This window comes from Acinetobacter sp. CAU_H_S139_7, from assembly GCF_058599305.1.
Genome location: NZ_CM178651.1, coordinates 1,027,563 through 1,041,430 on the forward strand (window position 1 = coordinate 1,027,563; position 13,868 = coordinate 1,041,430).

At 40.9% G+C, this 13,868-nt stretch carries 15 protein-coding genes; 8 read left to right on the top strand and 7 right to left on the bottom strand.

Annotation, left to right across the window (positions count from 1 at the left end; genetic code table 11):
* Positions 1 to 284: 284 nt before the first annotated feature.
* Complete coding sequence (locus AC4MC0_RS05075) at positions 285 to 716, bottom strand: Cd(II)/Pb(II)-responsive transcriptional regulator (RefSeq protein ID WP_126037287.1); 432 nt, start codon at positions 714 to 716, stop codon at positions 285 to 287.
* A 76-nt stretch (positions 717 to 792) separates the two neighbouring features.
* On the opposite strand from AC4MC0_RS05075, the gene AC4MC0_RS05080 reads away from it, so the two are divergent.
* Positions 793 to 1,431, top strand: coding sequence for a cation efflux transmembrane domain-containing protein (locus tag AC4MC0_RS05080; RefSeq protein ID WP_491887309.1), 639 nt, complete (start codon positions 793 to 795; stop codon positions 1,429 to 1,431).
* A 142-nt stretch (positions 1,432 to 1,573) separates the two neighbouring features.
* On the opposite strand, the gene AC4MC0_RS05085 is transcribed toward AC4MC0_RS05080, so the two are convergent.
* Complete coding sequence (locus tag AC4MC0_RS05085; protein ID WP_491887310.1) at positions 1,574 to 2,416, bottom strand: hypothetical protein; 843 nt, start codon at positions 2,414 to 2,416, stop codon at positions 1,574 to 1,576.
* 251 nt (positions 2,417 to 2,667) lie between these two features.
* On the opposite strand from AC4MC0_RS05085, the gene AC4MC0_RS05090 reads away from it, so the two are divergent.
* Complete coding sequence (locus AC4MC0_RS05090; RefSeq protein WP_491887311.1) at positions 2,668 to 3,234, top strand: TetR/AcrR family transcriptional regulator; 567 nt, start codon at positions 2,668 to 2,670, stop codon at positions 3,232 to 3,234.
* A 387-nt stretch (positions 3,235 to 3,621) separates the two neighbouring features.
* Here the strand turns inward: AC4MC0_RS05090 and AC4MC0_RS05095 are convergent, their stop codons facing one another.
* Together AC4MC0_RS05095 and AC4MC0_RS05100 are read right to left on the bottom strand one after the other, a co-directional pair.
* Positions 3,622 to 4,422, bottom strand: coding sequence for a DUF2071 domain-containing protein (locus AC4MC0_RS05095; RefSeq protein WP_491887312.1), 801 nt, complete (start codon positions 4,420 to 4,422; stop codon positions 3,622 to 3,624).
* Positions 4,423 to 4,531: 109 nt separating this feature from the next.
* A complete protein-coding gene (locus AC4MC0_RS05100; protein WP_004982408.1) occupies positions 4,532 to 5,311 on the bottom strand; it encodes a ferredoxin--NADP reductase in 780 nt (259 codons plus the stop codon).
* Between the two features lie 102 nt (positions 5,312 to 5,413).
* On the opposite strand from AC4MC0_RS05100, the gene tsaA reads away from it, so the two are divergent.
* The gene (gene tsaA / locus AC4MC0_RS05105; protein ID WP_159151646.1) at positions 5,414 to 6,124 is read left to right on the top strand and encodes a tRNA (N6-threonylcarbamoyladenosine(37)-N6)-methyltransferase TrmO; all 711 of its coding nucleotides are present in this window, start codon (positions 5,414 to 5,416) and stop codon (positions 6,122 to 6,124) included.
* Positions 6,125 to 6,129: 5 nt separating this feature from the next.
* On the opposite strand, the gene AC4MC0_RS05110 is transcribed toward tsaA, so the two are convergent.
* The gene (locus AC4MC0_RS05110) at positions 6,130 to 7,386 is read right to left on the bottom strand and encodes an MgtC/SapB family protein (protein WP_159151647.1); all 1,257 of its coding nucleotides are present in this window, start codon (positions 7,384 to 7,386) and stop codon (positions 6,130 to 6,132) included.
* A 208-nt stretch (positions 7,387 to 7,594) separates the two neighbouring features.
* Here AC4MC0_RS05110 and tfpB point away from each other — a divergent pair, with 208 nt between their 5' ends.
* The 4 genes from tfpB (at position 7,595) to AC4MC0_RS05130 (ending at position 11,961) form a co-directional block, all read left to right on the top strand.
* On the top strand, positions 7,595 to 9,352 hold the full coding sequence (gene tfpB / locus AC4MC0_RS05115; protein WP_159151648.1) for a type IV pilus assembly ATPase TfpB: 1,758 nt from the start codon (positions 7,595 to 7,597) through the stop codon (positions 9,350 to 9,352).
* Between the two features lie 101 nt (positions 9,353 to 9,453).
* The gene (locus tag AC4MC0_RS05120; RefSeq protein WP_004696098.1) at positions 9,454 to 9,816 is read left to right on the top strand and encodes a NirD/YgiW/YdeI family stress tolerance protein; all 363 of its coding nucleotides are present in this window, start codon (positions 9,454 to 9,456) and stop codon (positions 9,814 to 9,816) included.
* A gap of 145 nt (positions 9,817 to 9,961) precedes the next feature.
* Entirely contained in the window at positions 9,962 to 10,624 is a 663-nt protein-coding gene (locus tag AC4MC0_RS05125) for a response regulator transcription factor (RefSeq protein ID WP_491887313.1), read from the top strand.
* Positions 10,624 to 11,961: a sensor histidine kinase gene (locus AC4MC0_RS05130; RefSeq protein WP_491887314.1), complete on the top strand. Its 1,338-nt coding sequence runs from the start codon at positions 10,624 to 10,626 to the stop codon at positions 11,959 to 11,961. Before AC4MC0_RS05125 ends, AC4MC0_RS05130 begins: the two co-directional genes overlap by 1 nt.
* Positions 11,962 to 12,083: 122 nt before the next feature.
* Here the strand turns inward: AC4MC0_RS05130 and hemP are convergent, their stop codons facing one another.
* On the bottom strand, positions 12,084 to 12,251 hold the full coding sequence (gene hemP / locus AC4MC0_RS05135; protein ID WP_004696105.1) for a hemin uptake protein HemP: 168 nt from the start codon (positions 12,249 to 12,251) through the stop codon (positions 12,084 to 12,086).
* Positions 12,252 to 12,401: 150 nt separating this feature from the next.
* Between hemP and AC4MC0_RS05140 the strand changes: the two genes are divergently transcribed.
* On the top strand, positions 12,402 to 13,301 hold the full coding sequence (locus AC4MC0_RS05140; RefSeq protein WP_491887315.1) for an NUDIX domain-containing protein: 900 nt from the start codon (positions 12,402 to 12,404) through the stop codon (positions 13,299 to 13,301).
* 12 nt (positions 13,302 to 13,313) lie between these two features.
* Here AC4MC0_RS05140 and AC4MC0_RS05145 read toward each other — a convergent pair whose 3' ends face one another.
* Complete coding sequence (locus AC4MC0_RS05145; RefSeq protein ID WP_491887316.1) at positions 13,314 to 13,862, bottom strand: tetratricopeptide repeat protein; 549 nt, start codon at positions 13,860 to 13,862, stop codon at positions 13,314 to 13,316.
* Positions 13,863 to 13,868 lie beyond the last annotated feature (6 nt).

Below are 13,868 nucleotides of genomic sequence, written 5' to 3' on the forward strand. Positions count from 1 at the left end.
AAGTAAATTTAAATATCCTTGTTTTATAAAGTAAAATATCGGTTATATAAAACTTACTTGTCATTTTAATCATCAAAAAGCTAGAGTTCTTTGCGGCATTTTATCCGAAATGATTGGGGATCATTTTTATTAGATTTGCTGTGAAGCTAGATTTTTTTATTTGTGAATTTATAAAAAAATTAAATAAAGTAAGGATAAAAATCCTGCATTGCCAACGAATGGTTCGAGTAAATAGTTAGCAAAACTGAGTAATACCCATATTCTAAATTCTGCGTTGATGTGTTTTATTCATCTGAAAGTCCTGCTTCAAGATGTCTTAAAATTTGGCAATCATCAATAGTTGATTGAGTTGTGCAGGACTGCCGAAGTTGTTGTAGTTGTATCTGAAATTTTTGTAATTCAATGATTTTTTGTTCGACTTGTTTTAAATGTTCATCGATCAGTTGATTGACCGCACTACAGTCTTGTTGAGGCTTTTGCTCCAGTTCAATCAGGTATTCAATTTCTTTGAGTGAGATATCCAGCGCGCGGCAACGTTTAATAAAAATGAGTCGTTTAAGCGCATCATCTTGATAATAGCGATAGTTATTTTCTCCGCGAAAAGAAGGCTCTAATAAATGCTTTTTTTCATAAAAACGAATGGTATCGGCACTTAATCCTGTTTTATGGACTAAGTCTTTCATCAAATAAATAGCAGATGAGTTTTGTTGATTCATTTTGCTTGACCTTAGAGCGACTCCATAGTTTTTAATCATAATAGAAAATGATTACGTCTGGATAGAGGTTGTGTATATGGCATGTTCTTCTTGCAGTTGTGCACCCGCACCGCAAAAGCCAAATAGTAAGTTTAGAACGGCATTGTGGATAGCCTTATTGATCAATTTAGCCATGTTCGTGGTGGAGCTTATTGGTGGAGCTTATGCACATTCGTCATCTTTATGGGCCGATTCTTTAGATTTCTTTGGTGATGCAGTCAACTATGGTATTTCCCTAGCGGTGCTTGGTGCGAGCTTGTATTGGCGGGCGACAGTGGCACTGCTCAAAGGCATGACCATGGCGTTGTTTGGCTTGGTGGTGATTGGTAAAGTGATCTATGCCTATGCTTTGGGAATTCCACCTGAAGCTATGACCATGGGGGTGATTGGTGTGATTGCTTTGCTTGCGAATGTGGTTTGTGCCGTCATTTTATATGCCTTTAGAGAAGGTGACTCTAATATGCAATCGGTCTGGCTCTGTAGCCGAAATGATGCGATTGGGAATGTGGCAGTTATTTTTGCTGCAATAGGTGTGTTTGGTACTGGCAGTTTGTGGCCAGACATAATCGTGGCAGGCATTATGGCGACTTTAGGTATGACTGCGGGTTATCAAGTGGTGAGCAAAGCGTTATCTGAGCGCAAAAAAAGTGTATTAGAAAATTCGACTGCACAATAAAAGTGAGAGTGCTTCTACGGGTTCATTCTGGATTTAATACTACTGCTGGAAATTAATACTTGGCATTCATAAGATTTGAATTCACTCCATATTCAAGAGTTGGATACGTGAGTGTATAAGGACGTTTAGCTATTGAGGCGAATTAATGAGTTCGTAAACTCATCTTGCTCCAAAAGTTATTCCATAGATTTAAATATTCAGTTTGAAGTTGCTGGAAATACAGAGCCTGTTCAGGTTTATAGCATTGTGTGAATAGCACCCAAATGTCGTCTTCATGATTGTCATCGTTAGCAAGGGTCGTATCACATGTTTCTGCAAGACCATGACATGCATAGTAGCCTTGAGTAAATAAAGGATCATAGGCTGCGAGATTAGTTCTGAGTGCTTCACTAAACTTAATCACTTGTAATTCAGTACAAGCCAAAATGAGCAGCAAGTCTGCATAAGAATGAATATGTTCTTGAATAAATTGTGCGATTGCAAATGCTTCAGGCTCGGTCTGTTTTTGATTGATGACATTGAGTTCAAGTTGCTGCATCAGTTGAAGGAAATAGAGCAAATGCGATTTAGATGGTGAGCTTTTCTCAAGTTGGTGGGTATTAAAACCCAATTCATCTAGAAGATTTAGCGACAACAAATAACGTGCATATATCTTGGCTGCAATGCGGTCTTGCTCCACGATATTACTGTCGTGCTCAAGTTGCAGCGCTTGATACATAGCCATACTCAAAGCATCAGTGAAAATTTTAACAATGGCAGTAAAATAATTCAGATGAATAAATTTCAGCTGCTCAAGGCTCAGTTGGCATTGATGCAGCCGTGTCAGTATCGGATGTTGGAATAAAATATGTTCAGCTGTCGTTTGCTTTAAATGGCTGATCGCTTGAGTATTGGCTGCCCATGACGTTGAGCTTAAGGATCGTTCAATAAAGCGCAAAACTTCTGCGCGGGTATGTTCAGACTGGGTGAAGGAGAGAGCATTCATATACGAGGTAAATTTTAATTGTCATCATTTTTATCATAGTGAAAAAGACTCGATTCTTCTAGTGTTTTATTTATATTAAAAACTATATATTTCAAATGGTTATTTTAATATTGATATTGTTTCTTATAAAAAAACGGTGTTGATCTAAATTTGATATATAATATCGTCTTCAATCGATGTATTTCGTTTTCATGTGCTGTTCTTTTGGGTTAATGGCTTAATTTTAAAGTTTTGTGCATCAGGTAAAATAAATGTCAAAAAAAGAAGACATCATTAACACAGCGCTTAATCTCTTTAACTCACATAGTTATAATTCTATCGGTGTGGATCGGATTATTAGCGAGTCTGGCGTTGCTAAAATGACGTTTTACAAATACTTCCCATCTAAAGCTAAATTAATTGAAGAATGCTTAGTGACAAGAAACCAAAATTTACAGCAGTCGCTTGAAGCGACGATTGCTGCATGTGACCCAAGTGATTATCTCTCCCATATTCGTGCAATTTTTGAATGGTACCATGCTTGGTTTCATAGCGCGGATTTTAATGGTTGTATGTTCCAAAAGGCAGTTGAAGAAATTTCAAAAATTTATCCTTCTTCGCTACAGCCTGCAATTGATTATAAAGAATGGTTAAAAGGCAAGTTATGTCAGGCTTTGAATCGTCTAGGTGTGAAGCAGGATGAACAGTTGGCGGCTTTTTTATCGAGTATTTTGGATGGCATGACCATACAAGCGCAAATCGATCCGAACCAAGTGCATTTGGAAGATTATTGGAAGCGTGTGAATACTTTAATTCAAATGGAACTCTCGGCTACTTAATATATAAACTTTGATTTTAAGTTTAACTCAATACACATTATCTTGCTGGCTTAAATACATTTTAAATAAATCAAGTGCAAATAAATAAGCGCGATAACGGTTAGGTTATCGCGCTTTGCTGATAATGATTATGTTCCATATCGCACATTATTTTACAATAAAGCATGATATGAATATGAGCAACTTAATGTGCCTTCTTATATTTTTTGTACCCTCTGAATGTTTTCGGTCATTCAGTATTTCAGCAAAAATAGACAGACTTGTCTGTTTTGTTGAATTATAGAGAATTTGTGGAGAAAAACAACCAATCTCTCATTATCTTAGCTGAAATTTATTCATTATGCTTAATATTCCTTAAAATATGTAGGGTATTCATTATTTATTGCACTATTTACCCGAGTAATTAAGACAACTCGGCGGTAAATAAATGGTGAATTCATTGATTGGTTCAATCAGAACACTATAGGGTTTGAGCTGATCTTCATAGCATACAAGATTGAGCCTTGCTAAAAGTTCAAAACGAGCGTAATGCAGCGTTGCAGGTTTCGGATTTAAGCGACCATGCCACACACGATAGCTGCCGAGTTTTCCATCGCGGCGATGGTAAAATCCTGCCAAAGGATGAGTCAAGAAGACCTGATAACTTTCTAAATTGGGAAAGCCTTCAAAATGCCATTGGTCATGTTCGGACTGAGACAAATGCACATCTGAAGTGGCCCATGCCGATTGGGTACGCATTTTATATTGTGTATATCGACCCTCTGCATCTTGCTGGCAATCAAACTCAATCTGTGCTGGATGCCACGGTAGTTGCCAGACATAACGAGGAACGATTAGCGTCCAAGAGTCCAAAGTTGTTCCTAAAAACCAAACACAACGTTCCTGTGTTTCCTGATCAATCACGTAGACTCGATAATTGGTTTGCCCCATAGTGAATTTTGGAAAAGGATAAACCGCAGAGCTGAAATCGACATCGATGAAGGGCACTACCGACATCAGTGCATGTTGTTTGCCTTGGTACTGGACCGTGTCTAACTTAAACCGTGCTGGAATGATCTCTTTAAAACGAGCTGGGTCAACGGCATAAGTAATGAGGGCAAAATGCTGGAGTTTGCACTGTACATCGAGGCCGCTGGGCTTGGGTTTTGGATGTAAATAGTCTTTAAATTTGAGTTCTGGAAAGGTCATGGGTTTGAATTCTAGATTTGTTATTTTTTTTAATATTAGATAAAACTATGCGTAGAGTAAATAAAAAACCGAAGCCTAAGCTTCGGTTTTTTAATATATTTATACGATCTTATTTTTCAACGAATGCACGTTCAATCACGTAGTCACCAAGTACACCCATACGTGGCGATTCTTTTAAACCATGTTGGTCTAGAAGTGCAGCAACGTCATCGAGGAATGCAGGGCTACCGCAAAGCATTGCACGATCCGTTTCTGGGTTGAAACGTGGTAAACCGATCTTCTCAAAAATCTCGCCAGTTTCAATCACAGTTGTGACACGACCTTGGTTTGGATAGTCTTCACGAGTAACCGTTGGGTAGTAAACCAATTTGTCTTTAATGCCTAATTCTTCAAAGAACTCATTGTTCGGAAGTTCGTCTAAAATGAGGTCTTGGTAAGCCAACTCAGAAATGAAGCGTGTACCATGAACCACAATCACTTTCTCAAAACGTTCATAGGTTTCAGGGTCACGAATGGTTGCCAAGAACGGTGCAAGACCTGTACCAGAAGAAAGCAGGTATAAGTTTTTACCTGGGTTTAAGTCATCAAGCACTAAAGTTCCAGTAGGCTTTTTAGATACCAAAATTTCGTCGCCCACTTTAACTTTTTGTAAAATAGAGGTTAACGGGCCATCAGGAACTTTAATTGAGAAAAACTCAAGTTCTTCTTCGTAGTTTGCGCTAGCAATAGAATAAGCACGCATTAACGGTTTGCCATTTACTTCAAGGCCGATCATCACAAATTGACCGTTTTTAAAACGTAGAGCAGTGTCGCGCGTCGTTTTAAAAGAGAATAAAGTATCATTCCAATGGTGGACGTGAGTAATCTTTTCGACGTTGAAAGCAGCCATTAAAGGTCTCAATAAATTATCAAATTAGAACAGGTTGCTATTCTAATCTAAAATCATTCTCGATAAACTGAATATATTTAATTGAGCTTATTAGAAAAAGTGATGATGACTGAGTTAACCTTGCCAATTATTGGCTATATGCACTCTTCTTATAAGGAAAAGTTTGGTATTCCTCGTCAGCCTAATTTGGTTCAAGTGGAATCGTATATTGAAATGCTAGCACCCTATAATGATGTTCTGGCCTTTGAAGGAATTGAGGCATTTAGTCATTTATGGTTGGTGTGGCAGTTTCATGACAATAAAAATCCAGAAAAAACCCAGTTTCGCCCACAAGTTCGTCCACCACGCTTAGGAGGGAATAAAAAAATAGGGGTGTTTGCTACGCGTAGTATGTATCGTCCTTCACCGATTGGTCTATCGGTGGTAAAGCTCAAGTACGTTAAAAAAGAAGGGAAGTCGGTTCGGCTGTATGTCACAGGAAGTGATTTACTAGATGGCACCCCAATTGTTGATATTAAACCTTATATTCACTACTCAGATGCAGTTATAGATGCGGAAAGTGGCTATGCGCAAGATGAACCTAAACGTAAATCGGTGATGTGGTCGGATCGAGCAATCGAGCAGAAGCAGCAGCTCTTGATGAGTGGGAAATTGTCTGTACAGACCGTACAAGAGCTTGAAGCCGTTTTATCTTTAGATCCTAGACCGGCGTATCAGGATGATGAAGCACGGGTATATAAAATGAAATTTGCTGCTGTTGATATCGCTTTTACAGTGGGTGAAACTACAGTGAATATCACGGCCGTAGAATGAGAGTCTTAAAGAGAGAAGCTCCAATACAACAGCCCAATCAAAACCATCATATGCAAAATCTGAATTGGGGCAAAAGCAATAAAGTATTGTTGACCACCTGTTAAGGCGGCATTAACGGATTTAGCAACAGCGTGTGCAGCCAAACCTAAGATAAATGCAGACATTGCTGCCGTGTCTGCTGGTGCTCCTTGCATGACCACAGTTGCCATCGCTGCATGAATTTCAAACAAAGAAGCCAGTAAAGTCCCAGCGATTAAACCTGCATCTCCCAGCCAAAGGTTGAGTCCATACACACCCGCTTGGATGAACGTCAAAGTCAGAGCAATAATGCCAGCCTCTTTTAGGCTAAACATGCGTGAATCAGTGGGTTGATGTTGTTCTTGCGCAGGCACAGATCGTACCAACATGTAGGCACAGATCCCTAAAAGGACACTTGCCACAAGGGTCGGAATCAGTATGGTCTTGAGCCAAGGCATACTTACACCAGCGACGATAATCAGCAATTGTAACAAAGTGGCAATACAGGACATGAGTGCTGCACCTGCATTGGGTTTGGCGAGTGCTCGACCTGCACGTACTTCCATACCTAAGCTGGCAACAGTCGCTGTACTGGATACAAATCCTGAAGCGATTGCCGATAAAATCATGGCATTTTTAGTGCTCAGCAGTCGTTTGGCAATATGTGCAAGCGCTTGAACAGCAAGAATGAGTGTAACTAATTTTAAAATAATATAGGGATTCAACACAGCACCCCATAAAGGCGTATTCGGCGTTAAGGGCAAGGCAATTAAAATCAACGCTAGGAGAAAGATACCGTCTTTAAACTCTGCCTCAGTAATCCATTTCCCCGCAATGCTGTGCATCGGATGTTTGGTCATTAAAATAATGGTCAGGAGCACGGCTAAACCCGCAGCAAGGGGGGTATTCCATAAGCACATCGCCCCGATAAAATAAGTCATGACAAAGGCAAGTTCGGTGGTTGAACCCAAATCTTCTATTTGGTTTTTCATTGAAAATATAACTATGCCGCCGATGATCAGCGCACCGACAATGCCAATATTGACACCAAATAAAAAACAAATAGCACCGAGGAGTGCACAAATGGCAAAGGAGCGTAGTCCTGCAAAGCTCTGTTGGTTTTCACGTTGTTTACTTCGTTCACGTTCTAAACCAATCAATAGGCCACAGCCTAATGCTGAAGCCAAGGTGATGAGGACCTCAGATAAAGCCAAGCTGTTGATGGAAATTGCGCTGAAGTCCAAGCCTATCTCACAAAAGCTAATGATCTGTCTAAAATATAGGCGAATGCTGAAGGTGGATTCAAGTTAAAAGAGCAAGATTTGTGAGTAAATTCGTGATTATATTTATGAGCTTGGCTACTCCTCAATATTTGTGGGATTTGCTTATGCTTTGTGCGAATGAATACAGAAAATCTTGCTATAGTGGGGTTATGTTTGGGGACGTATAACAATGAATTTTAATTTTGAAATTGATACCACTTGGTGCTTAGATCAACTCTTTAAAGATGGGCGAATTACTGAAAAAGAAAAAAATCTAGTACAAACCTCGCACCGTCAACGCGATCAATTGAAGTGGCATCCACTACAGTGGATTGCTCATTTTAATCTGGTGGATCAGTCGCATCCACAGTCGAGACTGACATTAAATCGGCTGTGTCAATGGTTAGCCGAAAAGACCCAATTACCGTTTTATGTGATTGATCCACTCAAAGCCGATGTGCAAGCGTTGACTTCGGTGATGTCTCAAGAATTCGCCTTCCGCAATAAAATCTTGGCAGTTGAAGTTCAGGCCAATCAAGTGTTGATTGCAACAGATCAGCCCTATATGAAAGATTGGATTGCAAATTTGGAGCAGAATGTTGCACCGAAAAAAATCCAGCGTGTATTACTTAGCCCTGAACAATTACAGCGCTATATGGTCGAGTATTATCAGGTGAGCCGTGCTGTCAGTAACTCCCAGAAGTCTGGGAGCTATGACCGTGATAATAAAGGTGTTGAGGCACTTTTACAGTTGGGCGATAGTCAAAATCCAGATGCCAATGACCAACACATTGTTAAATTAGTTGACTGGGTTTTACAGTTTGCTTTTGAGCAAGGTGCCAGTGATATTCACTTAGAACCACGTAAAGACAACGGCAAAGTTCGTTTCCGTATTGATGGGGTATTGCATACGATTTATAACATGCCAGCCAATACTTTAACCGCAGTGATTTCGCGGATTAAAATTTTAGGTCGAATGAACGTGGCAGAGAAACGTAAACCACAAGATGGACGTTTAAAAACACGGACACCGAAAGGGCAAGAAACAGAACTGCGTCTTTCGACTTTACCGACTGCTTTTGGTGAAAAGTTGGTGATGCGTATTTTTGACCCTGAAGTTCTAGTGCGCAGTTTTCAGCAGTTGGGTTTTGAAGGGCATTTGCTCAGTAATTGGCAAGCGCTGACTTCGCATAGTCACGGCATTATTTTAGTAACAGGGCCAACAGGTTCAGGCAAAACCACCACGCTTTATTCTTCTTTGAAACAATTGGCTACGGAACAGGTGAACGTCTGTACCATTGAAGACCCGATTGAAATGTTAGAACCGAGTTTTAACCAAATGCAGGTGAATACAGGTATTGATCTTGGTTTTGCTGATGGTGTTCGCGCGCTGATGCGTCAAGACCCCGACATTATTATGGTCGGTGAGATTCGTGACCATGATACGGCCAATATGGCGATTCAGGCCGCACTTACAGGACATTTGGTGTTGTCAACTCTGCACACCAATGATGCACCTTCCAGTCTAACGCGTTTGCATGATTTGGGCGTACAACCGTTTTTAACCGCGGCAACCATTTTAGGGGTATTGGCACAGCGTCTGGTACGTCATCTATGTCCACATTGTAAAGTTGAAAAGCAAATCAACAGCCAAGAATGGGAGCATCTGACTTTTGATTACATCATGGAAATGCCTGAAAAAGTCTTTACCGCAGTAGGATGTGAAGAGTGTCGGCAAACGGGTTATAAAGGACGAGTCGGTATTTATGAATTTATGCCGGTGAGTTTAGAAGCCAAGCAACTGATTGGTGCCAATGGTGACTTGACTGCACTGCGTCAACAAGCCAAAAAAGAAGGCATTGAGCCTTTAAGAATTGCGGGTGCACGTAAAGTTTTAGAAGGCGTCACCACGCTAGAAGAAGTGTTACGTGTTGTCCCACTCAACTAAGCGTTTAATGCATTACTTGAAGCTTTCTTAAGATTCAGCTCATCTAGCTTTGGTTTAATGACTTCATCGAATAGGTGAACAATTAAATAGAGGTACTGGATATGAATATGATGATGAAAGCGTTATTGGTTGCAGGTGTTATTGGCTCAACCACTGTCGCTGTAGCAAACACCGCAGTGAACCAAGCGGCAGTTGCTGCTTCAACACCAACTACAGTTAAGCATGCGTTAACATTAAAAGATGACAGTCACGTCCAGTTAAAAGGTTATGTGGTCAAAGCCATTGGGGATGAGAAGTATGAATTCCGTGATCAAACCGGTTCAATTACTGTCGACATTGATGATGAATTATGGGGTGGCAAAGCAATTTCGGCTAAAACACCTGTAACCATTATCGGTGAAGTAGATATTGACTACAAACCAGCAAAACGCGTTGAAATTGATGTAGATCAGGTGAAATTCTAAATACGCTAGTTCAAGCTCAATTCAATTTTGATTGGACTTTCTTAAAAAACCACAGGGCTTCGATTGGATCTTAGCCCTGTGGTTTTTTGTATTTCGAGCCATTTCACGGCATGATCTAAACAATAGTAATAAGGCAGATTAAGCAGTGCGGATATTATTAGCAGAAGATGACGTCTCACAAGCTGAGAGTATTAAAACTTGGCTTGAAATGGATGGCTACAGTGTCGATTGGGTGGAACGGGGCGACCATGCCATTTTAGCCATTGAACAGCATCAGTATGATTGTGTGCTTTTAGATCGTGGTTTGCCGCATGCCACAGGTGATGACATTTTGCTGAAAGTCCGTGGCAAGAACCTATCGACTCCTGTAATTTTTTTAACAGCGCGTGACAGTATTCGAGATCGAGTCGAAGGGCTAGACTTGGGCGCCAATGATTATTTGGTCAAACCTTTTAGTCTAGAGGAATTATCTGCTCGAATTCGCTTACAACTTCGACAGCAACAGCATAGCAGCTCGCAGGTATTGAGTTATGCCAATATTCAACTCGACCCGCAAGCCAAAAGTGTGACTCAAAATAGTCAAGCTGTTAATTTAACCGCCAAAGAGTTTCAAATTTTGCATAAATTGATGCTCAAACCCGAATATGTCGTTACGCGGGAACAACTCGAAGAAAGTCTTTATGCATGGGGTGATGAAATCGAAAGTAATGCAATTGAGGTCTTTATTTATCAATTACGAAAAAAACTCGGTAGTCAGTGTATTAAAACCATTCGTGGTTTGGGCTACAGAATGAATCAGGACACATAATGGATCAGCCAATTTCACTGCAGCGTCAGCTCGTTAAAAGTTCGCTCCTCAGTTCGATACTGGCGGGGCTTTTGGCATTGCTGATGTTTATGGGGGTGTCGGTTTATCAGACTATGTCTATGCAAGATGAAATCATGGATGAAATGGCCGATATGTTGCTGGCAGATGATTTAACGGTCAGCAATGGTCAAGCCTTGGCAGAGCTTAGTGATGAGTTTGATATTCGCTATCGACTCGATAATGCACAGCAACTTTTGACTGCATCCGAAGATGTGCCTGAAAAAATTACCGTTGATCATTTGAGTTTGGTTTCAGATGCACCTTATGGTTTTTATTGGTCAGAGCATAAACTGTGGCGTATTTATACTGCACAGGATAATCACGGTTTGCAGGTTCAAGTGACTCAGTCGATGTCCGAACGTTTCCATGCCTTTTGGCAAAGTATCCTAGTTTTCAGTGGTGTGTTGTTTTTAGTCTGGTGTGTACAGTGGTTGTTGATGCATTTTGCCATTCGACGTAAATTTCGGGTGATACACCAAGTTTCAGAGCAAATTTCAAATAAATCGGTCAATGATTTAGCACCTATTTCTATGCCAGAACCTGAGCTGATTGAGTTGCAACCGATGCTATCTCAGCTGAATGCCTTGTTGGCGCGTTTAGACCAAGCTTTAGTGGCAGAGCAGCGCTTTACCGCGGATGCTTCACATGAGTTACGTTCTCCACTGTCTGCGATACAAATGCGACTTCAGGTGCTCAAGCGCAAGTTCCCTGAACTTGAAAGTGAGTTCAAACCGATCCAGCAAGATGTCAGTCGTGGGGTACAGGTGTTGGATAATTTGTTATTGCTGGCGCGTCTAGACCCTGAGCAAAAGGAGGGCTTGGCGAAGACTAAGTTTGACTTCAGTCTACTAATGCAGGACGTGATTAAAGCTTTACAGCCGTTTGCTGACTCAAAACAGATTAAAATTAACGTGGTGCTTGCAGAGCAAGCCTGTGTCTTGGCCAATGAGCAGCTCTTATTTAGCGCACTTCGCAATTTGCTCGACAATGCCATTCGCTATAGCCCCGAGCAGGCACAAGTTTTTGTCAATCTCACGATTGAAAAACAGCAGCTCAGACTGAGGATTGAAAATAGCGGAAATGGGGTCGATGCAGCAGTTATCCAGCGTTTAGGTGAACGCTTTTATCGGGCTTTAGGTACAAAAACACAAGGTTCAGGCTTAGGCTTATCGATTTGTCAGAAAATTGTCGATTTACATGCAGGGCAGCTGTTATTTAGTCTATCCGACTTAGGTGGTTTAAAAGTGGAACTGCTGTTAAATAGGGTTGAGCTTTAGATATGCAGATTGTGATCTGTGATAAAAACAGCATAAATGATCAAACTTAAAGACATTAAAAAGCAGTACGCGCTGACATACTGCTTGTTTCCACGATTATTGTTATTGGGTTTTTATAGTTCTTATTTGGTAAGAATGAGTCGATTATTGCGAGTGAGTCGTAGACGATACTCTTCTCCAGCATGCATAATGCGAATTTCACGGCCTAGGGCAAATAAGTTGTTTGAGTGTAGCATTGGTAGAGAATGGGCTGTTTCGTTACGAGTAAATAAGCTAAATGGTGCGTTCATTCTGGCGACTCCGTGGTATATGTTGAACGATTTAAATGATAATCATTATCGAATGAGGCTGTCAACATTTTCTCGCTGAAAATATAAAAAACTTCAATATCGTTACATGCAATCACTCAATACACTACACATCTGAAATGGAATCTGATTATGTCAAAACCTTTGGTTCAAGTTGCTATAGCCATCCTTTTACATCAAGGCAAAGTGTTGGTGGGCTGGCGCCAGGCGGAACAGCATCAGGGCAATAAGCACGAATTTCCTGGGGGAAAGGTGGAAGCAGGTGAAACGCCTGAGCAAGCTTGTCGCCGTGAAGTGTTAGAAGAGGTTGGAATTGATATACAAGATTGGCATGCTTTTGACTGTATTCAGTTTGAATATGACGATGTGATTGTCAATTTGCATTTATTTCATGCCGTAGTATCAAATCATCTATTGGCAGACATTCACTCACCATGGGCGTGGTTCAAGCGTGCCGAATTACAAGATCTTAACTTTCCAAAAGCTAATCAGGCCATTTTGAAGCGACTTTATGCTGCACCCGTGATTAAAATTTCAGATCAAATCGATCTGTTGAAAGATTTGCCTGAACAACAAGTGCTGTATTGGCGAGTGCCTGCTACTCCTGAACATATTTTAAAAATTGCAGAACTGAGTGTAGAACAATTGGCACGGGTGATTGTCAATATAGAACTATGGAAAGGTTTAAATCCACTACAACAGCAGGCAGTTGCGGCCATACATCTGAAACAATCTCAACTGATGCAATTGAGTAAAGGGGAACTGAATGTTGGGCAGCGTTATATTGCGGCCTGTCATGACCGTAGCAGTGCTGAACATGCACAAGAAATTGGCTGTGATGCTCTTTTACTCAGTCCCGTACTTGATACACTCAGCCACCCAAATAGTGAAACTTTGGGTTGGGAGCAATTGAGTTTGATTGCAGAAGAGATTCATATCCCAATTTTTGCTCTAGGCGGCTTACAGTTAGCTGATTTAGCCAAAGCGCAAAGTTATGGCGCTTATGGTATAGCAGGGCAGCGCTCCATCTAACGGAGCGTGCTTTTAAGACAGACTTTTGATTGCTGTTTGGGCTTGTTGAATGGTTTTCTGATTCTTCTGCATTTGACCTGCTTTTAAGATAATGTTCCAAAGCTGCTTTTTCATGGCATTGCTTTGGGCATAACTCAAGCCGCGACGTGCAAGCGATTCCGCATTTGCAGGTTGTTTTTGTTGATTGGCAATTAAAGCCAAATACAAAAAGGTCTCACTCGACTGTGGTGCTAAACGCTGTGCTTGCATGGCGTAGCTTTGTGCTTGACTCCACTGGCCTTGGCGATAGGCCGTTTGTGTTTTTTGCATCAGACTTTTAAAAGCAGGAAGCTGTCGCCCATCATCAAACTGTTGTTTGCTTTTTTGTTCAGGAATCACAATCTTCTGACGTTGAATTTCTTCACGGTCATAAGGGTGAATTGTGATCCCTGAGGGTGTTTTCTGCTCTTTATCCGCCTGTGTCGGCTTTTCAGGTATCTTTTTTTCAGATGGCTGTGGGAGGCTTTGACAGCCTGCCACAGTCACGATGGTTGCTAAGATACTTAAACGTTTAAACCACATCAAAAT